General features: G+C 58.7%; 23 protein-coding genes and 1 tRNA gene. 15 read left to right on the top strand and 9 right to left on the bottom strand.

Going from position 1 to position 22355, the window contains the following annotated elements:
* Positions 1-11 precede the first annotated feature (11 nt).
* From ptsP to PFY00_RS12020, 8 genes are all read right to left on the bottom strand, one after another.
* The gene (gene ptsP / locus PFY00_RS12055; protein WP_271432801.1) at positions 12-2252 is read right to left on the bottom strand and encodes a phosphoenolpyruvate--protein phosphotransferase; all 2241 of its coding nucleotides are present in this window, start codon (positions 2250-2252) and stop codon (positions 12-14) included.
* 143 nt (positions 2253-2395) lie between these two features.
* On the bottom strand, positions 2396-3010 hold the full coding sequence (locus PFY00_RS12050) for a class I SAM-dependent methyltransferase (RefSeq protein WP_271432800.1): 615 nt from the start codon (positions 3008-3010) through the stop codon (positions 2396-2398).
* A 157-nt stretch (positions 3011-3167) separates the two neighbouring features.
* Positions 3168-4403 carry an aspartate kinase gene (locus PFY00_RS12045; RefSeq protein ID WP_271432799.1) on the bottom strand — a complete coding sequence of 412 codons (1236 nt, stop codon included), beginning with the start codon at positions 4401-4403 and terminating at the stop codon, positions 3168-3170.
* A gap of 108 nt (positions 4404-4511) precedes the next feature.
* Positions 4512-5936, bottom strand: a complete 1425-nt coding sequence (locus PFY00_RS12040) for a hypothetical protein (protein ID WP_271432798.1) — start codon at positions 5934-5936, stop codon at positions 4512-4514.
* Positions 5937-6054: 118 nt separating this feature from the next.
* On the bottom strand, positions 6055-6696 hold the full coding sequence (locus PFY00_RS12035) for an SDR family NAD(P)-dependent oxidoreductase (RefSeq protein WP_271432797.1): 642 nt from the start codon (positions 6694-6696) through the stop codon (positions 6055-6057).
* Positions 6696-7136, bottom strand: a complete 441-nt coding sequence (locus PFY00_RS12030) for a DUF1178 family protein (protein ID WP_271432796.1) — start codon at positions 7134-7136, stop codon at positions 6696-6698. The genes PFY00_RS12035 and PFY00_RS12030 overlap by 1 nt, the downstream gene beginning before the upstream one ends.
* A 59-nt stretch (positions 7137-7195) precedes the next feature.
* Positions 7196-8419, bottom strand: a complete 1224-nt coding sequence (locus PFY00_RS12025) for a 3-deoxy-D-manno-octulosonic acid transferase (RefSeq protein ID WP_271432795.1) — start codon at positions 8417-8419, stop codon at positions 7196-7198.
* Between the two features lie 106 nt (positions 8420-8525).
* Positions 8526-8600, bottom strand: a tRNA-Thr gene (locus PFY00_RS12020).
* A gap of 94 nt (positions 8601-8694) precedes the next feature.
* On the opposite strand from PFY00_RS12020, the gene PFY00_RS12015 reads away from it, so the two are divergent.
* From PFY00_RS12015 to PFY00_RS12000, 4 genes are all read left to right on the top strand, one after another.
* Positions 8695-8871: a hypothetical protein gene (locus PFY00_RS12015; RefSeq protein ID WP_271432794.1), complete on the top strand. Its 177-nt coding sequence runs from the start codon at positions 8695-8697 to the stop codon at positions 8869-8871.
* A 6-nt stretch (positions 8872-8877) separates the two neighbouring features.
* Entirely contained in the window at positions 8878-10149 is a 1272-nt protein-coding gene (gene murA / locus PFY00_RS12010; RefSeq protein WP_271432793.1) for a UDP-N-acetylglucosamine 1-carboxyvinyltransferase, read from the top strand.
* Positions 10146-10628 carry a DUF2948 family protein gene (locus tag PFY00_RS12005; protein ID WP_271432792.1) on the top strand — a complete coding sequence of 161 codons (483 nt, stop codon included), beginning with the start codon at positions 10146-10148 and terminating at the stop codon, positions 10626-10628. Before murA ends, PFY00_RS12005 begins: the two co-directional genes overlap by 4 nt.
* Before the next feature lie 110 nt (positions 10629-10738).
* Complete coding sequence (locus tag PFY00_RS12000; protein ID WP_271432791.1) at positions 10739-11293, top strand: hypothetical protein; 555 nt, start codon at positions 10739-10741, stop codon at positions 11291-11293.
* On the opposite strand, the gene PFY00_RS11995 is transcribed toward PFY00_RS12000, so the two are convergent.
* On the bottom strand, positions 11235-14426 hold the full coding sequence (locus tag PFY00_RS11995; protein WP_271432790.1) for a 2Fe-2S iron-sulfur cluster-binding protein: 3192 nt from the start codon (positions 14424-14426) through the stop codon (positions 11235-11237). The two genes, PFY00_RS12000 and PFY00_RS11995, sit on opposite strands and share 59 nt — an antisense overlap.
* A gap of 102 nt (positions 14427-14528) precedes the next feature.
* On the opposite strand from PFY00_RS11995, the gene hisD reads away from it, so the two are divergent.
* The 11 genes from hisD to PFY00_RS11940 all read left to right on the top strand — a co-directional run bounded on the left by hisD (position 14529) and on the right by PFY00_RS11940 (position 22298).
* Positions 14529-15830: a histidinol dehydrogenase gene (hisD, locus tag PFY00_RS11990; protein WP_271432789.1), complete on the top strand. Its 1302-nt coding sequence runs from the start codon at positions 14529-14531 to the stop codon at positions 15828-15830.
* A 147-nt stretch (positions 15831-15977) separates the two neighbouring features.
* Positions 15978-16457 carry a UPF0262 family protein gene (locus tag PFY00_RS11985; RefSeq protein WP_271432788.1) on the top strand — a complete coding sequence of 160 codons (480 nt, stop codon included), beginning with the start codon at positions 15978-15980 and terminating at the stop codon, positions 16455-16457.
* Between the two features lies 1 nt (position 16458).
* On the top strand, positions 16459-16905 hold the full coding sequence (locus PFY00_RS11980) for an arsenate-mycothiol transferase ArsC (protein WP_271432787.1): 447 nt from the start codon (positions 16459-16461) through the stop codon (positions 16903-16905).
* Between the two features lie 10 nt (positions 16906-16915).
* Entirely contained in the window at positions 16916-17320 is a 405-nt protein-coding gene (locus tag PFY00_RS11975; protein ID WP_271432786.1) for a ketosteroid isomerase-related protein, read from the top strand.
* Positions 17317-17910, top strand: coding sequence for a GNAT family N-acetyltransferase (locus PFY00_RS11970; protein WP_271432785.1), 594 nt, complete (start codon positions 17317-17319; stop codon positions 17908-17910). Before PFY00_RS11975 ends, PFY00_RS11970 begins: the two co-directional genes overlap by 4 nt.
* Before the next feature lie 31 nt (positions 17911-17941).
* Positions 17942-18826, top strand: coding sequence for a carbon-nitrogen hydrolase family protein (locus tag PFY00_RS11965; protein ID WP_271432784.1), 885 nt, complete (start codon positions 17942-17944; stop codon positions 18824-18826).
* An 84-nt stretch (positions 18827-18910) separates the two neighbouring features.
* Positions 18911-19129 (top strand): translation initiation factor IF-1, encoded by a 219-nt coding sequence (gene infA / locus PFY00_RS11960; RefSeq protein WP_005978431.1) that lies wholly within the window; start codon positions 18911-18913, stop codon positions 19127-19129.
* A 91-nt stretch (positions 19130-19220) separates the two neighbouring features.
* A complete protein-coding gene (locus PFY00_RS11955) occupies positions 19221-19811 on the top strand; it encodes a Maf family protein (protein ID WP_271432783.1) in 591 nt (196 codons plus the stop codon).
* A complete protein-coding gene (locus PFY00_RS11950; protein ID WP_271432782.1) occupies positions 19808-20842 on the top strand; it encodes a ribonuclease E/G in 1035 nt (344 codons plus the stop codon). Before PFY00_RS11955 ends, PFY00_RS11950 begins: the two co-directional genes overlap by 4 nt.
* On the top strand, positions 20839-21033 hold the full coding sequence (locus PFY00_RS11945) for a DNA gyrase inhibitor YacG (RefSeq protein ID WP_271432781.1): 195 nt from the start codon (positions 20839-20841) through the stop codon (positions 21031-21033). Before PFY00_RS11950 ends, PFY00_RS11945 begins: the two co-directional genes overlap by 4 nt.
* Positions 21034-21047: 14 nt before the next feature.
* Entirely contained in the window at positions 21048-22298 is a 1251-nt protein-coding gene (locus tag PFY00_RS11940) for an aminotransferase class V-fold PLP-dependent enzyme (protein WP_271432780.1), read from the top strand.
* Positions 22299-22355 lie beyond the last annotated feature (57 nt).

Genomic DNA, 22355 nt, shown 5'->3' with positions numbered 1-22355 from the left:
GGGGCAACAGATCATCCCAGACTGCGCAAATACGCCATAACCGAATCCCGAACCGATTGATCGCCGCGCGCGCGGGCCTCTTCGATCAACCCGCGAACAACCGTCAGGTCAGAGCGCATCAACAGGCTTTTGACCGGTCCAATCGATGCAGGACGCATCGAAAGCGTCCGAAAGCCGATGGCCGCGAGGCAGAGCGCCTCAACAGGGCGTCCGGCGTCTTCACCGCAGAAACTGAGATTGGTTTCAGATGTGCGGGATCTATCCGCCACCATTTCCAGCAGGCTCAGGAAACTGACGTTCAGAGTGTCATAACGCCTGCGAACCCGCTCGTTTTCGCGATCCGCTGCAAAGAAGAACTGTTTCAGATCATTGCCGCCTACGGACAGGAATTCGACTTCGTCAAAGAATTTCTGTGAGGCAAAGGCCAGACTGGGCGTTTCCAGCATCGCGCCGACTTCGATCCGTTCCGGCAGGACGTGTCCCAGCTTCTTTTCACGCGCCAGCGCCTTGTCCACTTCGGCGCGGGCAGCCTGCCATTCGTTGTACTGGGCAATAAATGGGAACATCACCGACAGGGGTCGCCCATCGGCCGCGCGCATCAGCGCCTGCAACTGCATCCGTAGCACGCCGGGTTTGTCGAGCCCCACACGGATCGCTCGCCAACCCAGGGCAGGGTTGGGTTCGTCATGCGGCTTCATGTAGGGCAGTACTTTGTCTGATCCGATGTCGAGGGTACGGAACACAACCCGGCTGCCCTTGGCTGCGTCCAGAACCCTCGAATACAAGGCGGCCAGTTCATTTCGGCGCGGCATCTGGTTGCGCACGAGAAACTGCAATTCGGTGCGGAACAGCCCCACGCCCTCCGCGCCCGAGCTCTCCAGCGAAGGCAAATCCGCCATAAGACCCGCGTTCATCAACAGATTGATCCGTTCGCCGCTGGCCGTCACACAGGCAGTGTCGCGGATCGACGCATAGCGTTCCTGCGCCTTGGTCTGCATCGCGATCTTGTCGGAAAAGGCCGCGCGCACGGTATCGTCGGGACGCAAGTGAACGATCCCCTGTTCGCCGTCTACCAGAATGGCGTCGCCATTGAGCGCTTCGTTGGTGACGCGCGAGGCATGGATAACCAGTGGGATAGCGAGGGCACGCGCAACGATGGCCGCGTGCGATCCGACAGAGCCGCCCTCAAGCACGACACCGCGCAATTTGCGTCCGTATTCAAGCAACTCACCCGGACCGATATTGCGGGCAATCAGGATCGGGTCATCCGGCATTTCAGAACCGGTCTGCTGGCCCTGACCTGTCAGGATGCGCAGCAAACGGTTGCTGAGATCATCCAGATCATGCAGGCGTTCGCGCAGATAGGCATCTGTGACTTGCGACATTCGTGCACGGGCTGCGGATTGCTCTTTTTCGACCGCAGCCTCGGCGGACAGGCCCCGGGAAATGTCGTCTTCCATACGCCGGAGCCAACCTTTGGAGTTGGCGAACATCCGGTAGGCTTCGAGCACCTGCACCTGCTCGGCATCGCCTGAGGCACCGGCCAGCATCGCGTCAACTCCGACACGCATCTTGTCGACCGCTTCGCGCAGGCGAGCGCTTTCGGCAACGGGATCATCGGCAACCATATTGGTGACGACGACACGCGGTTCATGCAGCCAGACATGGCCCATCGCCGCGCCTTCCTGTCCTGTGGCGCCACGGAACATCACAGGCTGAGTATGGCGGGCTTTCAGCGCGGCGCCTTCGCCGACAAAGACGCCCAGTTCGGTCATTTCTGCCAGAACCATTGCGACCACTTCGAGGGCATAAATCTCGTCCGCGGTGTATTCCCGTGCTTGCTTGGACTGGACCACCAGCACGCCCAGCTTTTCACCCAAACGCTGGATTGGAACACCGAGGAAGCTGGAGTAAATCTCTTCGCCGGTTTCGGGCATGTAGCGAAAGCCCGGCGCGCTGGGCGCATCGGCGGTGTTCACGACCTTGCCGGTGCGTGCGACCCGTCCCACCAGACCTTCGCCCAGCTTCATACGGGTTTCGTGCACCGCTTCGGCGTTCAGACCCTGCGTGGCGCAGAGTTCCAGCGTTTCATCGTCGCGGAACAGGTAGATGGAGCACACTTCGGTGCCCATGGAGTCGGCCGTCAAATGCGTGATCTTGTCTAGTCGCGCCTGACCCGCAGCCTCTTCGGCCATGGTGTCGCGCAACCGACCCAGCAGTTTGCGGCTTTCGCTTTCGAAACTGTCCGGCATTCTGCCTCGCATCCCCCCCGTCGTCGCTTTCGGTATAGCGGTCTTCACGCCTTGTTGGAAAGAGGCCGTTGCGTCTATTGCGCAGCGCCCGGTCTTCTGCTCGTTTTTTCAGCACAGGGCTAAACGGCCCCATGGCGCGCTCTTCAGGGTTTACGCGCGATGGTAAACAGCCGCGGGGCCGTGCCTTTTTGCAGCAGCGTTTCATCGATCACAAAGCCGGCTTTTTGCAAACGATCGGTCAATTCGACTTGTGAAAAAATGCTGACATGCGGCGCTTTGCCGATCAGCCGCATCAGGGGGATCATGACGGCCAGATACCACGGACCATCGCGCAGACAGGCGGTTTTGGCGATGAATAATCCGCCTTGCGGCAAACGGTCGAATATCTTTTGGATCATGGCGTCGGCGTTTGGCACCAGATGAATGAGGTTCAGCGCAAGAACCACATCGGGCGAAAAATCGGGCAAGCCCGCGCCATCGGCAACAGCAAAGCGCAGATGCTCTGGCGTCTCGGCGTCGCGTTTGGCATTGGCAATTTCGATCATCTTGGGCGACAGATCCGTCGCCAGATAGTCCTGCACATGCTTTGCGATTTCCAGCGCCGTGCTGCCGGTGCCGCAGCCCAGCTCCAGAACACGGTGTTCGGGTTTCAGGCGGTCTACAATCATATCCCGCGTCTTGTGATACCCTTCCAGGTTCTCGATCGGATCGCTGGCATATTTTTCGGCAATTTTGTCCCAGAATGCGGCTTCGGTCATGTGAAAAGGTCCTGATAAATTGCGGCGGTGCAATTGCCCAAAAGTAAAATGCGGGCCGTAGAGGTAACAGCCCCAAGCTGACGGAAACAATTTCCGTCCTCAAGCATGTAAGAATTGTATCAGCGAAAAAAAGCCCGCCATGGGGCGGGCTTTGGGATCAGGCTTTTTCCAGCTCGAAGGCGTCGTGCAATGCCTGCACCGCAAGCTCCATGTATTTTCGGTCGATCAAGACCGAAATCTTGATTTCCGAGGTGGTGATGACCTTGATGTTGATGCTTTCCTGGCTGAGCACCTCGAACATCTTGGCGGCCACACCCGCGTGGCTGCGCATGCCGATGCCCACCACCGATACCTTGGCCACATCCGTGTCCGCGATGATATCGTGGAAATTGATCGAGCCGGCGTCCTTGGCGTCCTGCATGGCCTTTTCCGCACGCGCCACCTGATTGGTCGGGCACGAGAAGGTCATGTCAGTACGGCCTTCCTCGGATATGTTCTGGACGATCATATCCACGTTCACGCCCGCATCGGCCAAGGGACCAAAGATTGCGGCCGCGATCCCGGGGCGGTCGGCGACGGAGACGAGAGTCATCTTGGCCTCGTCGCGTGAATAGGCCACTCCGGCCACGACATTGCTTTCCATGATTTCCTCCTCATCGCAGACCAATGTGCCTGCTTCGTCAGATTGTTCCTCAAAGCTGCTCAGAACCCGCAGCCGAACTTTGTAGCGCATGGCCAGCTCAACCGAGCGGGTCTGCAAGACCTTCGCGCCCAGACTGGCCAGCTCCAGCATTTCCTCAAAGGCGATCTTGTCCAGTTTGCGGGCTTTTTCGCAAACCCGTGGGTCAGTGGTGTAGACCCCGTCCACGTCTGTGTAGATGTCACAACGTTCCGCGCCGAAAGCAGCCGCAAAGGCCACCGCCGTGGTGTCCGAGCCGCCGCGGCCAAGCGTTGTTATCCGGCCCTCCGGGCTGACACCCTGGAACCCTGCAACCACGGCAACCTTCATGCCTTCGTCGAATTTGGCGAGGATGTTTTCCGGTGGAATAGCCTCGATCCGCGCAGCAGCATGCGCCGACGTGGTCTGCACCGGCACCTGCCAGCCCTGCCAGCTGCGCGCAGGCACATCCATCTCCTGAAGCGTCAGCGCCATCAGGCCTGCGGTGACGTTTTCACCCGATGAGACAACCGCATCATACTCGCGTGCGTCATAGAGCGGTGACGTCTCATCGACATAGCCAACAAGTTTGTTCGTCTCGCCCGACATGGCCGATACGATGACGATCACATCGTAGCCTTTGGCGACTTCGACACCTACGCGCTTTGCAGCGCGCCGAATGCGGTCAAGCGTGGCGACAGACGTGCCGCCAAATTTCATCACTAGAATGGGCAAGGGGCCTCTCCCCGGATAAACTTGCGCGGGGTTTAGGCCTGCGGCGCCAAAAGGGCAAGGTGTCAAAGGCGCCGCATACTTACTGAGGCACCTTCGCTGTTTCCGATTTCATTGGAGAATAAACACTCGCCGCTTCCCTTCGATGCTTTCTACATCCAGTGCAGGCTGCACTTCGTCTGCGGAGCCTTGGAAGGGCTGGGCGGTATAGACGGCTGTCACATCAATCGGCGCCGAAGCAAAGATTGTAAGGAAGCCGATGTTAATTCGACCGGTTGCAAAGTCGTTGCGCCCGTACATTTCGCCGAGTTTGGTACAGTCATCCAACGTTGCGTGCTGGGCACGGAGTGTAAAGTTCTCCGTTCCTTGCTTGTCGATCTGCTGAGGTTCGCGAATGATATCTTTGCCTTTGTTTACCAGCGGAATTATCGACTTGCGGAGTTGAACGTCGTCAAACGTGTTGACGATGTTGATTTCCGTTCTGTAACGCCCGTCAGCCACAACATGGCGGACGTTTTCTGTAATATCCGGCGCGAAATGCCAGCCGCACAAATATTTAATTGAATAGGCATACCAAACTGCCCGGTTCGCGATCTGCACATCGGCGCAGCTAGGCGTTAAAGGAACGGTCGCCACATCCGTTGCGGCGGTTAACGTGGCACAATTGCTCAACATTGACGGCGTTTGGGTCGCCGCTACCGTGAAGTCAACAAACATTGGGTCAATCCCGCCCGAAGGAGCACCATTGGCTGGGGCTGTAAACGTGCAAGTTAGGGTCCCACCCGCCGCCGTACAGGCCCAATTTGGTCCGCCAGCGGCCGAAACGAAGTTCAGTCCAATAGGATATGTGTCCGTCATTGTGATTTGCTGCCCTGCAGCCAATCCGGCGCCGTCGACATCAACAAGGACTTCAAAGCGCACGGTATCGCCCGGGAAGGCAAGGTCTGCGGGGGCGAGTCGATTTTTTTGGATCGTTAAGTTAGGAGCGGAGCGGCAAAGTGTGACGTCCATCGATGAGCCGCCACCCAAGTTGGACCACGTGTTCAAACCCGGGTCATTGTCCACAATGAACCCTTCGCTGCCGGGTAGGTAACTTGCTGCTATACCCAAAGAGGTCACCTGATCGAAGCTGGTCAGAATTGTTGCACCCGCCATAATGTCAACGCGCGCGATGTTGAAGCCGGGAGCAGAAGCGGAAGCGGTGCCTCTTATAGAAAGGCAATTCCCTGAGGGGGTTAGATTGCCAATTGGCGTGGAGATATAGGCATCATAGTACTCTTGGCCGCTGACGAGACCTGTGAAGTCTTTGTTGCCGCCGTTAAGCGGCGGCGAAAGCCGTATGTAAAGGCGCTGGTCGCTTGGGTCGAAAAGAGGCAGCAGTTCGGCACTCGGTGTTCCGGTTACTTCCCAAATACGAATATCGGTTGCATTTGGAATATCGATAAGCGGTCCAGAAGCGGTTTGAGCTGATGAAATGGATGCCGCAAAAGAGAATCCGGCGCAAAGCACCGCGTTTCGTAGAAATGAAAAAAGCATTTAGGTAACCTAAAAAAGTCAAAAAATAGAAATGAAGAGCCTTGAGTATAGCATAGGTTGAGCGCCGCTTCACGACATTTGAACCCATTTGCTATAAAGTCGTGTCGAGTCTAAGAGCTCAAAGTGGATGAGCCTCGCCATCCCAGGTTTCAAAGCAGCCTGTGGTGTCCAGTGACAAATGATCGAAGCGGCTGATCAGCCCATTCGCGGCGTCCACTGGTGTGATGTCAGCCGCGCCGCCGCCCATGTCCGTCTGAACCCAGCCGGGATGGTAGATCCCGACCGCGATTCCCTGTGGGGCGAGGTCGGTGGCCAGATTGCGTCCTAGGTTCAGCGCGGCTGCCTTGGAGGCGCGATAGATGTAGCTGCCGCCCGGCGCTTTGGTGTTTGAGCCCATCTGCGAAGAGATGATTGCCAATTTTGGGGCCTTGGCGGCGCGCAGGTTCGGCAGCAAAGTCTTGGCGGTCAGGAAGACGCCGGTGACGTTGACGGCAAAGGTCTGATCCCAAAGCGCGGGGGCATACCCGTCCTCAACGCTTTGGCCTTTTTCAAGGTAAACACCTGCATTGCAGATCACCAGATCAATGGCTGCGCCGTCGAGCTTGTCCGACAGCCTTTCGAAATCCGCTTGGCGTGTCACATCCAAGGGCCAGTCAGCATCACCCCGGGAGCAGGCGATAACCTCATCGCCGCGGTCGCGCATCTGGCGGGCCATTTCCGCACCGATGCCTCGGTTTGCACCGGTGATCAAGACGCGCATCAGTTGCTCTTTCTGGTTGGTGTGAAGGGGAGGGGCGCCACTGGAATGCCCTCTTCGATCAGCGCCTTGGCTTCGTCCCCGCGCGCTTCGCCCCAAATGGACCGTTCGGGCACGTCGCCCAGATGCATTGCACGGGCCTCTTGGGCAAAATCTCCGCCCACGTAGTCAGAATTGGCCTCTACATGGGCTTTCATTTCGGCGATTGCCTGTTCGGCAGGATTGGCGGGGGCGCTGAGAGGTTGCTGCGGCGATGCCGGTTCTTCCGCGGCCTTGTCAGATGCGGTCACGCGCGGTGCCATCAGCGCTTTTTTCACATCAGCAGAGCCACAGACCGCGCAGGCGACATGTCCTGCGGCTTGCAGTTTGTCGAAAGCACTGGCCGATTGAAACCAGCTGTCAAAGCTGTGGCCTTGCTCGCATTTGAGACTGTATTGGATCATTACCGTGCTCGTGGTTGCCCAACAGAAGGATAAGCATATTCCGGGCAGGTTCAAGCGTGCTAGGCGCCGGGCAAGACCTTCAGAATGCAATCCAAAAGCGCGTCCATGTCCATTTCAGGTTTCAGCAACGTGGCCTGTGCACGGGCAAGCGTTTGTTGATCGTCCCTCTCTTTCAAGCGGATCAGCGCTGCGGCCAGAGTATCGGCATCTTCGACTTCGTTTGACACGCGCGCCGCGGCCAGTGCCAGTGCCGGGCTGGCAAAGTTGCGCATATCCATGCCGTACATCAGGGCGCATTCAAACGCTGCTGGCTCATATGGTGTATGTCCGCCCTTGGCGACCAGAGAGCCTCCGATGAAAACGCGACCCGACAGGGCGTACCATTTGTGCATTTCGCCGAAGGTGTCCGCGAGGTAGACGTCGACGCCCTCCGGGGATTCCCGATTGCTCCGGCGGGCATAGCTGAAACCCGCCCTTTCGACCAAAGCCTCGATCGCCTCGATGCGGTTTGGATGGCGCGGGGCGAGGATCAGTTTTAGGTCTGGCAATTGGCCGCGGGCGATCTGATGCGCGTTGAGAATGATGCCTTCTTCGCCTTCATGGGTTGAGGCCGCCAGCCATGTATTTGCCCGGTCAAAGGCAGAGGTCAAACTGGCGTCGGGCAAATCCGCTTCGGGCGCTTTGTAAAAGGTCTTCAGGTTGGCGACCGTGGCCTCTGCCCGTTCCGGCAAGCCAAGGCCGCGCAGGCGCGCCAGACTGCCGCTGTCCTGCGCAATCACCAGATCGACCTTGGCCAATGTGGCCGCAGCAAGGGTGGGAACGTGTCCAAAGGTTTGTGCGGTTCCCTCGCTCAGCCGCGCCCCAAGCAGGATCACCGGGCCGGGGCACTGCGCGAAACGGTGTGGCCATATTTCGGATTCCAAACTTATGTGCGCCTCGACATTCCATCGCCGCATCATGCGTTTTGTGACCCATGACAAATCCAATGGGGCCGGACGTACGGTTATTTCTGCAAAGCCCCAGCGTCGCACCACATCCAGGCCCGAAGCCGAGTTGCATGTCACCAACCAACGCAAATCGGGCTGCGCCGCGATCATGGCCTCCAGCACCCCGCGTGCTGAGGCCAATTCGCCGTTCGAGGCGCCATGCAGCCAGATGTGTGGGCCCAGTTCGGGCTCGGACAGGCCCAATCGCGCCTGAACACCTGCCCAGCCTTCGCGGCGCGCTGCGCGAAACAGCTCGATCACGGCAAACAGACTGATCAGGATTCGATACAGCAGCACTCTGGCACTCCCAACTTCTCTCAGCGGATTAGGCCCTGCCATGGGACTTTGGCAACTGCCAATTCGCGTTGCGACGCCAGTTCAGGGATTGCGGAGTTTGGGAAGATGGTGCTGCTGGAGAGAATTGAACTCTCGACCTCTCCCTTACCAAGGGAGTGCTCTACCTCTGAGCTACAGCAGCTCCGTTGCCGAAGCGTGCGGGGTGATTAGACCCAATTGTTCGGTCGTGCAAGCCTTATCTGGACCCTTTTTCGCCCCTGCGTTAGGAAGGGCGCATGGAGCGGAAATCACCCACCCCCAAAGCAGGCCAAACCAGCCGGGATGACCGGTTGAAAGCGGCATTGAAAGCCAATCTGGCCAGACGCAAGGCGCAGGCACGCGCAAGGCATGCTGGCGGAGAGGCTGCGGCAGGGGACACGGGTCAACAAGGCCGGCAAGAGCAGAAGGACTAGGCAGGTATGGATTCGATTGTTGTAACGGGTAATGGTGCGCTGAGCGGCGATATACCGATTGCGGGCGCCAAAAATGCCTGCCTCACACTGATGCCAGCGACATTGCTGAGCGATGAACCGCTGACGCTGACCAATGCGCCGCGATTGTCTGACATCCGGACCATGACAGCGCTGTTGCAGTCTTTGGGGGCCGAGGTCTCAGCCTTGCAGGACGGTCAGGTGCTGGCGATGTCCAGTCATGATCTGAACAACCTGACTGCGGATTATGACATCGTGCGCAAGATGCGTGCGTCGATCCTCGTTCTGGGGCCCATGCTGGCCCGGGCCGGGCAGGCTGTTGTTTCGCTTCCCGGCGGCTGCGCGATTGGTGCCCGCCCGGTGGATCTGCACCTCAAGGCGCTCGAAGCAATGGGCGCTGATCTTGAGCTGCGCGATGGCTATGTCCATGCCAAGGCGCCGTCCGGCGGCTTGAAAGGTGCGGTTGTTGAATTTCCCTTTGTGTCCGTCGGTGCGACGGAAAATGCTCTGATGGCTGCGACGCTGGCCAAAGGCACAACGGTGCTGAAGAACGCGGCACGTGAGCCGGAAATCGTCGATCTTGCACAATGCCTTCAGAAAATGGGCGCGCAGATCGAAGGTGAGGGCACCAGCACCATCACCATTCAGGGTGTCGACAGATTGGGCGGCGGGACCCACCGTGTGGTCACAGACCGGATCGAATTGGGCACCTACATGTTGGCACCCGCTGTCTGTGGTGGCGAAGTGACCTGCCTTGGCGGCCGGATCGATTTGCTCGAAGCGTTCTGTGAGAAGCTGGATCAGGCCGGTGTGTCCGTTGAACAGACGGAAAAAGGGCTAAAGGTCAGCCGCAAGGGCGACCGCGTCCGCGCCGTGGATGTAACCACCGAGCCTTACCCCGGTTTCCCAACGGATTTGCAGGCTCAGATGATGGCCTTGCTGTGCACGGCCGAGGGCACGTCTGTTCTGGAAGAAAAGATCTTTGAGAACCGCTTTATGCATGCGCCCGAACTGATCCGCATGGGGGCCAGCATTGATGTGCATGGCGGTACCGCAACCGTGACAGGTGTTGATCGCCTGAAGGGCGCGCCGGTCATGGCGACAGACCTGCGTGCTTCGGTATCGTTGATCCTTGCCGGTCTGGCCGCTGAAGGCGAAACCATCGTGAACCGCGTTTACCATTTGGATCGAGGCTATGAGCACGTCGTGCGCAAGCTCGAAAACGTGGGCGCCAAGATAGAACGGATCAAAGGCGAATGACCGAAGACGCTCGTTTCGAAGACGCCGGGGACAAGCCGCTTTTTCTGGGGGCGATGGACACTGATGATCTTGGTGTTCTGTCTGCTCTGGTTCAGGACGCGGTTTTCCCGATCACCGAGATGCGCTGGCAACCAAAGCAGAGACGCTTGGGTTTTTTGGTTAATCGGGTGCGTTGGGAAGACGTGGATGCCGCCACACGCCGTGGGCGCCCGGTCGAGCGTGTTCAGTCTCTGTTGGTCATCGACACGGTGCTGAATGTGTCTAGCCAAGGGGTGGATCGTTCGGATCAGGACATGATCTTTTCGGTTTTGAACGTGAGCTTTGAGCCAAGTGATGCACCATCGGGCCATGTCGTTCTGACACTGGCCGGGGACGGCGCCATCCGGGCCGAAGTCGAAGCGCTGGAAGTGTCACTGCGCGATGTGACGCGCCCTTACAAGGCACCCTCTGGGAAAGTGCCGCAGCACCCTCTGGACTAAGCCAGCTCTCTGACCTTTTGCAGGGCCCAATGGCCAATGGTTAATACAAAGTTAACCTATCTGTCGTTCGATGGGGCGGTGGGCTTGCTATGACCAGGTTGGGGAGTGCGATGACAGAGGTGTCGTATGATCTAGACGCGCACCGCTTTATCACGGGCGTGTCAGACAGTTGGGATCAGTTTGCTTCGGAAAATTACGGCACCAAGGTTAGTTCCCGAGATGTGATTGGTCAGAGCATCTGGAGCATCGTGACCGAACCTGACTTGCGCATTTACACCAACGCCATTTTCTTTGCGGTCCGGCACTGGAACCATCCTTTGAAAATTCCGATGCGATGTGATGCACCCGGATTGATCCGCGACGTGATCATGGAAGTTGCGCCAATGCAGGATGATGGCTTGCGGGTTTCGCATCGCATCATGAGTGAGCGGCCGCAGCGGACAGCGGAAACCGGGGCACAGTGCACGATCTGTCACGCCGTGATGCATGACAAGAAAAACACTGGGTCGCAATTCGTGTGCCGGTCATGCCGGAGCTTTGCCAGCAATCTCATCAGTCAGCTTGGGCGCCGCTACGGCTCGGCTGGATGTGATCCCTCCGATACCTCTAGAGATCAATTTCAACCACACCACCAGCCTGCGCTGCGCGGCTTTGGCACAGGATAATGCGCTCTTGTCTCTGCGCCTTGGAAAGCACGAAGTCACGATGCTCGACTTCGCCGGAAATCAACCCGCACTGACAAACGCCGCAAATTCCGTCGCTGCATTTCACATCGATATGAATGCCTGCTTTTGCCAAGGCGTCAGTCCCGGTTTCATCTTCTGAAACAGTGACTTCCTGCCCGCTTCTAAGGCGTAACGTGAAGGGATAGTTTTCATATTCTGGCAGGTCAGGAACTGAAAAGTATTCAAAGTGGCGGGCGTCTTCGGGAAAGCCTGCGGCCTGCGCCGTGTCGAGTACGGACTGCATGTAAACCTCTGGTCCGCAGGTGTAGACATGCGCCCCGTCGGCATAGCGCAGCGTTTTGGTCAGATCGCAGCGGCTGCCTTCGTCCGAGACATGAATGTGCACGTTTTCGGCCCATGGCACCTGCGCCAGATCATCTAGAAATCCCGCTGTGGCGCGTGACCGAACCGAATAGTGCAACGCAAATGGTTTGCCCAAAGCATGCAGCCGATGTGCCATGGCAATCATAGGCGTGATGCCAATGCCCCCACCCATCAAAAAGGACATGCTGGCGTCTTCGATCAGTGGAAAGTGATTGATCGGCCGCGAAACGAACACCCGGCGACCCTGTGCAAAAATGCGGTGCAGCAGTTTCGATCCGCCACGCCCGGCGTCTTCTCGCAAAACGGCAATTTGGTAGGCGGATCTGTCAGCCGGGTTTCCCGACATCGAATACTGGCGCAGAAATTCCGGGGCCACGACAATGTCGAGATGCGCACCGGCCTGCCATTCCGGCAAGTCAGCGCCGTCCGGACTTCGGAACTCATACTTGGTCACGCCGTCGGCCATCACTTCGGCCTTTGACACTTCGACCCGCAACACCGGGCTGTCGGTGTCATTTGAGTATCGATGCACCACCGAGTCGTCGCCGGCAGTTCGGCGATTTTGATACTCTTCGGCAGTGACCATGGCCTGATAGGCTTCGATCCCGGCCTCGCGATCCATTGCGAATGGGTAAGGATAGGGGTGTGGCGCTAGAGGCGCGGGATATACCGCAAGGGTCTGATCCTCGTATTTCAGGTCCAGATCCTTTTGAAGGCTGCGTTCATTGACCGGCTTTTGGGTTGGTCGGTACGCGCCGTCGGGTTCCAGTTCGAGATCCCACCACCATTTCTTGACCGGGTTCAGCCCGCCGCGCCCCACGGCATCGTCCAATTTGGCCAAAAGCGGCGCCGCACCGGGCATGTTCATTGCGGCCCAGCGAAACGGCGCCTCGGCGAACAGGCCTTCCAGGTTCCAGGGGCAGGTCTTCATGCACCGCCCGCACATGGCGCCACCTTCGGTCGTGATGCGGTATGTTGCGCATTTCTGGCTGTCGCTTTTCCAGATTTCATAGCCATTGAACATCAGTTTCGGCCCGGCGGTGATCGCGCCCGACGGGCATTCGCGTGCGCACTTGTTGCAAGACTCGCAAAAGGATTGCAGGCCGAAATCGATGGGTTTGTCGTGTGTCAGGGGCATGTCTGTGGTGACGACACCCGATTTCAGGCGCGGCCCCAGAAAGGGGTTCAGGATCACCTCGCCGATGCGACTGACTTCGCCCAGACCGGCCAACAACAACAACGGTGGCTGCAGCACCTCTCCGTCCATGACGCTATGGGCCTTGGCAGAATAGCCCATACGCCGGATCAAGGCAGCGACAACGCCGCCCAGAAGCGAAAAGCGCAGATAGGCTCGCATGCTTTGGGCGACGGAAATCCAGTCATCGCCGGATGCGCCTTCCATGGTTTCGAAACCCTGATCGACGATCATGGAAATGGCTTGATCATGCGGAGGATTGATCGGTGCCCCTGTCGCGTCATGGCTATACCACGCCCAATTCGGACAGCGCGATATTCCTACGGCGTCCACACCCAGAAAATAGCTGACGGCCTTGATGTTTCGGGCGAAATTTTCCGGATCCGGGGTCTGACGGTCTGTCGCGGCTTCGCCATCCTGCAATAGGACAAAGGCCCCGAGCAATCTGCGCTGTGCCGATGATGTGGCCGATTTTCTGACGTAATATCCACCGGTTGCGCCGGCCTGAAGGGTTTTACCCATGTCGCCGAACTGTGCGCGCGCAAACATGTCCGCGCGCTTTGGAACCCGCGCGACGGCCTCTTCGTCGATGTAAGTGGTCGGTTTGTCGACCCGGCGCAGGGTTTCAAACGGATGAGGGCCATCTGCGTAGTTGCGGCCTGCATAGGGGTCCTGTGTCCGAGCCGATTTCGCACTGTGTGTTCCCAGCCTCCATGCCAGCCCGGATAGGACAGATCGGGGTTGTTGCGCCATCGGCAGCAAAGGTGCATCGGTATGCAGGCCCAGTGTTGTCGATACCGCAGCGAGCCCAAATCGACGCCCAAGCCACGGGATTTGACCATCCGGGCAGGCCAATCCGGCGGCGATAGCCAATTGGTTCAGGTCCAGATCAGACGTTGTTGCGGTATGGGCTTTGGCATCCCAGCCGAGCAATCGGATGTAATTCGCAATCACCGTCGCCGTTTCGGTTGCCCGCAAACATGCCCGGTGTGCCTGAGCGTCCTTGATCCAGTCATACCCGGCCTCATCAGGGCGGGGATCGCGGTGGTATTCGTAGACGAAGACCAATACATGTTCGTGCGCGTCTATACCCTTGGGCGGCGCTTCCATCGACTCTTTCAGATCGGCCATGATCATATCGATGCCCGAGGCGAGTGTTTTGGTTTGCCGGGTTCTGAGCGCCTCGGCCAAGGATTGAATGCCTGCATTCACAACGGGTTGCGATAGCCGGGCGCTGGCGGGTAGGCGACCGCATCCAACCATGGAGGCATCCGAAAAATAGCCGAATGCCTTCAGATGGTTGCTGCGTTCCAGTGGATCAGCGGGAATGGCGCTTTGGGCTTTGTTGACAAAACCGTCGCGGATGGCGTCCATCATCGCCTGGTGTTCAGCCATCGCGCCAACAACGGAATGGGGCTTGCCTGCGTCGAATGTCAAAGGTTCCCAAACCGGACTGTTCGAGACATCAGCCGATTTTCCGCGGGCCAGTCGTTCAAGCGGATAGGGGCCGAGATGAACGGGGCGATTTCGGTCCGAAAACAAGCGATTGGGCATTTGTGGTCCTCCGCAGCGCAGCCTAACGGGCTCCTGCGGCAGCGCAAGCGCTTGAGACCGCCGCCTGCGCGCTATATCAGGCCTGCGAACAAGGAGCCTGTTATGCCTGTCTTTCTGAATACGACCGACGCCGGTTTTGAAGCGGACTTTGAAACTTTGCTGGGGGCCAAGCGTGAAGACAGCCCTGATGTGGATGATGTCGTGGCCGGTATCATTGCGGATGTGCGCACCCGCGGTGATGCGGCGGTTCTGGACCTGACGGCAAAATTCGACCGGCTTGAGCTGAGTGCCGAGCAAATGCGGTTCAGCGCAGAGGAAATCGCGCAGTACTGCGCGCAGGTGCCACCGGCCGAGCGGGCGGCACTGGAACAGGCCGCCGATCGCATTCGCGCCTACCATATCCGTCAGATGCCAGCAGACGAAAGCTGGACAGATGAGGCGGGGGCGACGCTTGGCTGGCGCTGGACGCCGGTTTCGGCGGCTGGGTTGTATGTGCCGGGCGGGTTGGCCAGCTACCCGTCTTCGGTTCTGATGAATGCGATCCCGGCCAAGGTGGCCGGTGTTGGGCGTCTCGCGATTACGGTTCCGACCCCGGACGGGCAGGTCAATCCGCTGGTCATGTTGGCCGCGCAGATCGCAGGGGTCGATGAAATCTACCGGATCGGCGGCGCGCAGGCGGTGGCAGCGCTGGCTTATGGCACCGAAAGCATCGCTGCCGTGGACAAGATTACCGGGCCGGGCAACGCCTTTGTTGCGGCCGCCAAACGCCGGGTTTTCGGGAAGGTTGGCATCGATATGATCGCGGGGCCTTCAGAAATCCTCGTGATTGCGGATGGTGAAAACGATCCGGATTGGATTGCTCTGGATCTGATGAGCCAGGCCGAACATGACGAAAGCGCCCAGTCGATCCTGATCACCACTGATGCTGGATTTGGGCGCGCGGTATCAGATGCGGTGGATAATCGCCTGACGTCTCTCGAACGGCGCGAGATCGCAGCTGCAAGCTGGCGCGACTACGGTGCAGTCATCACGGTGCGCGATCTGGACGAAGCGGCGGCACTATCCAACCGATTGGCGCCCGAGCATCTGGAGCTGTGCGTATCGGACCCCGACGGTTTGTCGGAAAAGATCGAGCACGCCGGCGCAATATTCCTGGGTCAGTGGACACCGGAGGCCATTGGCGACTATGTCGGCGGTCCGAACCACGTTCTGCCCACCGCACGGTCGGCGCGGTTCAGTTCCGGTCTGTCGGTGCTTGATTTTCTCAAGCGCACCACATTGGCCAAGATGTCGCCCGATGCGCTGCGCGCCATTGGCCCCTCGGCTGAAGTGCTCGCGCGGTCTGAAAGCCTTGAGGCTCATGGCCTGAGCGTGACAGCCCGGTTGAACAAGCTGAACCGCTGACCGGCAGGATTGAGGCAGGATGGCCGCCCGCCTCCGCATGAGTGCGGGTTTTTCAGCCGAAGGGTGGAATTGTTTCACGACGTTCCGCCGGATTGTGCTGCAGCGCCGCAAGAGGTAATGAGGCAGGCAAGTACCGAGAGATCTGCCATGACCCGTATTGCCCATATCGAACTGGATGACGGCAACCTGCCGCCACCCACACCCGAGATCGAACAGGAACGCCGCGTGGCGATGTTTGATCTGATGGAAGAAAACTCCTTTGCGCTGCCCGCGCGTGATGATCGCGACGTGCCAGCGGGCCCCTACAATGTGGGCCTGTCCATCCGGGAAAAACGTCTCGTGTTCGACGTGACCACGGAAGGCCATGAAAAGGCAGCGGAATTTCATTTGTCCCTGTCGCCGTTTCGGCAGGTGGTCAAAGACTATTTCCAAATCTGCAAATCGTATTTTGATGCGGTCAAGACGCTGCCACCCAGCCAGATTGAAACCATCGACATGGCGCGGCGGGGGATACACAACGAAGGGGCGCGCATTCTGCAAGAGCGGCTGGATGGCAAGGCAGAGGTCGATGATGCGACAGCGCGCCGGCTCTTTACCCTGATCTGCGTTCTGCATTTCGGGGGCTGATTTGGATCAGTTGCCCCAATCCATCCTGTTTTGCTGCGATCACAATGCAGTCCGGTCACCTATGGCCGAAGGGATCATGAAAAAGCTCTATGGTCACGAAACATATGTTCAGTCCGTGGGCGTGGTGAATGATCTTGAGATTGATGGCTTCGCGATCGCAGTTTGCGAAGAAATGGGGGTCGAGTTGTCCCGCCACCAGTCACGGTCGTTTGAAGAGCTTGAGCAAATGGGTGAGGCGCTGTCGGGTTTTGATCTGGTTGTGGCGCTTTCACCTGCGTCGCAGCGCAAGGCGCTTGATATGACACGGTTCTACCACCTGACGGTGGAATACTGGCCGATCATGGATCCGACCGGGCTCGGCGAAACACGCGAAGCCAAGTTGAACGCATATCGACAGACCAGAGATCAGCTGGTCGATCGGCTCAGGGACAGATGGAAGGCAGAATAGAGGCCCGGACATGAGTGACACAGGCGCGGTTCTTCAACGCTACTTTGATTACTTCAATGCCGGTGATGTGCCCGGCATGCTCGACTGTCTCAGCGAAGACGTGGCGCATCATGTCAACGAAGGACAGGTGCGCAGTGGCAAAGGCCCGTTTGAAGCATTCTGCTTGCATATGAGCCGCTGCTACCGCGAAACCCTGACGGACATGGTGTTGTTCGAAAATGCTGATGGCACGCGCGGTGCGGCTGAATATATCGTCAACGGCACCTATCTGGAAACAGACGCGGGACTGCCCGAAGCAAACGGCCAGACCTACCGGCTGCCGGCTGGGTCGTTCTTTTCGCTGGATAACGGCAAGATCACACGCGTTGTCACCTACTATAACCTTGCCGATTGGGTGCGGCAGGTTTCGGAATGACCGGATCGGTGCATGTTCGGGTGCTGCAAGGGGCTGCGCTGGACACTGCACTGAATGATGTGGCGCGCCTGCGCATTTCGGTGTTCCATGATTGGCCGTATCTCTACGACGGTGATCTGGACTACGAACGTGGATACCTCGAAGCCTACAGAAACAATGATCGAGCGGTTCTTGTCGGCGCCTTTGATGGCGATCAGTTGGTGGGCGCTGCGACGGGCACACCGATGGCCGATCATGCCGAAGATTTCGCCGCCGCCTTTGCAAATCATCCCGTGCCACTTGAGCAGATTTTCTACTGCGCCGAATCCGTTTTGTTACCTGAGTACCGGGGGCAGGGCATCGGGCATCGGTTTTTTGATCTGCGCGAGGAACATGCCCGCGCTTTGGGCAGTCATTATTGCGCCTTTTGTTCTGTTGTCCGGCCCGACGATCACCCGTTGAAACCCGATGGTTACCGCGCGCTGGATGACTTTTGGCGTGGGCGTGGGTATGATCCTTTGCCGGGTGTGGTTGCACAGTTTGCCTGGAAAGACTTGGATCAGCCGGGCCAGACGCAAAAGCCGCTGCAATTCTGGATGCGGGCGCTGTGATCCGTAAAGGCTCAAATCGGAAAGGGCTCAAATGAAAGTCGCCGCCGCCGCATATCCCTGTAGCGATCTCACCAGTTGGGACGCCTATGTGCAAAAGATCACCGATTGGGTCAGCGAAGCAGCCGGGGAGGGTGCGCAGTTGCTGGTCTTTCCCGAATATGGAGCGATGGAACTGGCCACACTGGAAGGGCGCGAAACAGCGCTCGACCTCGAAGCCAGCCTTTATGCGGTGAACAAATGGGTGCCGCAGGCCGATGCGCTGCATTCCGATCTGGCGGATCGGTTCGGCCTGCATATCCTTGCCGCTTCCGCACCGGTTTTTGATGAGGCTATCAGCGCCCGCCCGGTCAATCGCGCCCGGTTGTTCGCGCCGGGCGGCGCTGTGGCGCATCAGGACAAGCAGATCATGACGCGCTTTGAGCGTGAAGTTTGGGATATTGCGCCCGGCGGCCCGCTTCAGGTTTTTGATACGGCCCTCGGCAAAATCGCAGTGCTGATCTGCTATGACAGCGAGTTTCCATTGCTCGGCCGTGCCGTGGCTGAGGCTGAATTGATTCTCGTACCTTCGGTGACAGAGGCGCTGTCGGGGCACAGCCGAGTTTGTATCGGCGCTGCGGCCCGCGCATTGGAAAATCAATGTGTCTCCGTGATGTCTTCTGTCGTGGGCACAGCGGATTGGAGCGAATCCATCGACGTTTCGACAGGGCGCGGCAGCGTTTTTGGCCCGCCGGACCGGGGTTTTCCCGAAAATGGCATACTTGCACAGGGTAAATTGAATGCGCCCGGTTGGACCTATGCAACCGTCGATCGAAGCGCGATTGCCGATGTGCGGGCGGATGGCGTGGTGCTGAACAGAACCCATTGGTCAGAACAGTCCGGCCGTGACATGGTGGCCGCAATCACGCCTCTGCGTTGATTTGCAGGCTTGAAATTACAGCAAAACCGCACCATATCGTAGCGCGCTCTGCATGTGGGCAGAGTGATATGTGAAGGAGAGAACATGGCCAAGGAAGATACGCTCGAATTTCCCGGTGTCGTGAAGGAACTCCTGCCCAATGCGACGTTTCGGGTCGAGCTAGAGAATGGCCATGAGATCATCGCACATACGGCAGGCAAGATGCGCAAGAACCGCATCCGTGTTCTGGCTGGCGACAAGGTTCAGGTAGAAATGACCCCGTATGATCTGACCAAGGGTCGGATCAACTATCGTTTCAAATAAGCGATTGCGGTGTGCAGACCGCTTGAAACGCGGCTGAGTACGCGTACGACAAAGGCCCTTTGCAGGGCCTTTTTCTTGTTAGGGTAGACCGATGAACGACAAACCCCGTCTTGTTCTGGGCTCTGGCAGTCCACGCAGGCTTGAATTGCTGGCGCAGCTGGGTGTGACCCCGGATGATATTCGCCCGCCCGATATCAATGAAGATCCGGCCAAGGGTGAACAACCGCGCCCGTATTGTGTGCGGCTGGCGCGTGAAAAAGCCATGGCGATAGGCGCGGATGATGACGAAATCGTCCTGTCTGCGGACACAACCGTTGCTTTGGGGCGCCGGATTTTGGGAAAACCCGCCGACGCTGGCGAAGCCGCGGCCTTCCTTTCGCTGTTGTCCGGGCGTCGGCACCGCGTCATTACAGCCCTTGCGGTCCGGCGTGGGGATCAGCTCTGGGAACGGGATGTGGTGACGCAGGTCAAGATGAAGGCGCTCTCGAACGAAGAACTAAACGCCTATCTTGCGACGAATGACTGGCAGGGCAAGGCTGGGGGTTACGCCATTCAAGGCCCGGCCGGGGCGTTTATTCCGTGGATAAACGGGTCCTTTACGGCGGTTGTCGGATTGCCGCTGGCTGAGACGGCGAATTTGCTTGGGGCTGCGGGCTATCCGCTTTACAAGCCAGCGCCATGAAGGGACGTACAATTGCCTTGGACCAATGGCAGGGTCGAGAAGCCGCCGCACTGATTGTTGACGGTCGCCTTGAGGATTTGCTGATTGGTCATGATTTTCCGAGGCCCGGAGCGATCTATCGCGCCGTGGCCGATCGCCCGGTCAAAGGACAAGGCGGTATGTTCATGCGCACGCCGGACGGCAACGCCTTTTTGCGGCAGGTCAAAGGTCTGAGCCCGGGGCAGACACTCTTGGTTCAGGTCACTGGGCATGCCGAGCCGGGAAAAGCCATTCCCGTATCGACCCGTCTGCTGTTCAAGTCGCGCTATGCCATCGTCACGCCGGGCGCACCGGGGATCAACGTCTCGCGCCAGATCAAAGACGATGATCTGCGCGAAGCGGCGTTGGAAGCGGCACATGACGCGCTGGCCGAAGTACCCTTGCCCGAAGGGGCCGGGCTGATCCTGAGATCGTCCTGCGGTCTTGGTAAACCCGAGGCAATTGCCGAAGACGTGGCGGCGATGGCGGGCCTGGCAAATGCGGTTTTGGCCGATACGGACGGCGGGCCGGAATTGCTGGTCGAGGGTGATGGGCCCCATGATTTGGCCTGGCGCGATTGGTCTGAACCGGCTGATCTTGATGACCAGCCGGGCTGTTTTGAACATCATGACCTGCTGGAGCAAGTGGAAGAACTGACTGGCCCACGCGTGGCTTTGCCTGGCGGGTACTCCATGCTGATTGAACCGACTTCGGCGCTTGTGGCGGTAGACATCAATACCGGGGGCGATACCTCAGGGGCGGCGGGTCTCAAGGCGAACCTTGCGGGATTGCGCGATTTGCCCCGGCAGCTGCGGTTGCGCGGTTTGGGCGGGCAGATCATCGTAGATCCGGCACCCTGTCCCAAAAAGGAACGGCGCCAGTTGGAGCAGGTGTTGCGGGCGGCGCTGAAACGCGAACAGACTGAGACTATTCTGGCCGGGTGGACGCAGCTTGGGCTTATGGAAATTCAGCGCAAACGCGACCGACTACCGTTGCGGGAGATCCTGAAATGAGTTGCCCGATTTGCGAGCGCGACAGCGATGCCAAGTTTCGCCCGTTCTGTTCCAAACGGTGCGCTGACGTGGACTTGGCCAAATGGCTGAGTGGCAGTTATGCCATCCCCTCTGACGATCCCGAAGATATGCAGACAGCAGCAGAAGCCTTTGAAGAACATCTGCAAAATCCACAACGCAAGCCGCACTGACCCAAGAGGCCCCGATGTTTGACGACGCCCTATTGTCCGAAATTCGCAGCCGCTTTGCCCATGTTGATAGCTGTCCCTTTACGGGGCCTCGGGTGTTTTTCGAAAACGCTGGCGGGGCGTTGACGCTGAACTCAGTGGTGGAAACCTCTGCGCGTTTTGCGGCGATTCCGGATAACCAGGGGCGCAGCAACGCAGCGTCCAAGGCGCTGGACGAGATCATCACCAAGATGCGCGCCGATACCGCACTTTTCTTCAACGCCAGCGGCGGTGCGGTGATGGTCGGCGAAAGCGGCACGGAACTGTTGTTCCGGCTGGTGCAGGATGCCTGCCTTGGGGCGAAAGAGGGCGGTGTCGTGATCGGCTCGACCGTTGAGCACCCCGCATCCCGCAGCGCCTGTGCGCGCTGGGCGGATGTGTCGGGTCGCCCGCATGTTCTGGTAGCGCATGACGATGCAACCGGGCAGGTGACACCTGACGCCTATGCGGCGGCAGTGACTGATCAGACCCGGGTCGCCACGATTTTGCATACGTCGCCCGTGACCGGCATGGGGATGGATGTCGCCGGAATCGCTGCCGCGATCCGGGCCAAGGCGCCTGATGCATTTATCATCGTAGATGGTATCCAGCATGCCTGTCACGGCGGGATCGACGTCGATGCCATGGGCGTCGATGGCTATGTGATCTCACCTTACAAGGTGTTTTCCCGCCATGGATATGGTGTGGCATGGGCGTCTGACAGGCTGACGGCCTTGGCGCATGACAGTCTGGTCGGCGGACCTTCGGGTAAATGGGAGCTGGGAACCCGTGACACCGGGGCCTATGCGACGTTTTCGGATGTTGTCGACTATTTCGACTGGTTGGGCACGCAGGTCAGCGATCGAGAGGATCGTCGCGAAAGAATTGTGGCTGCAGGTCACGCGATCCATGCCCACGAAGCCGGTTTGACCGATGCGATGCTCAACGGCACGGACAACCTGCCCGGGCTTGTTGATCTGCCGGGGGTCCACATTCTGGGCGGTGCTGACAATGCATCGCGCGAAGGGCTGGTCTGCTTCTGGGCCGACGGTAAACCGTCGGGCGATATCGTAGATGCACTGAACGAAGAGGGTGTCCGCACCCATATTCGTAAAAACGATCACTATTCCGGCAATATCCTTGGCCCGCTCCAGCAGGATGATTGCATCCGGGTGTCGGTGGCGCACTACAATTCTCTGGGCGATGTGCGTGCCTTTCTGGGGGCAATGCAGCGCATCCTGATGGGCTGATGCAGCGCGCCTCTGGACAGGGGCAGTCTGCCGTGATGGTTTGGAGCAATACGGCCA

Source organism: Thalassococcus lentus (assembly GCF_028023555.1).
Lineage (GTDB): Bacteria > Pseudomonadota > Alphaproteobacteria > Rhodobacterales > Rhodobacteraceae > Thalassococcus_A > Thalassococcus_A lentus.
This window is presented reverse-complemented; position numbering and strand designations above follow the sequence as displayed.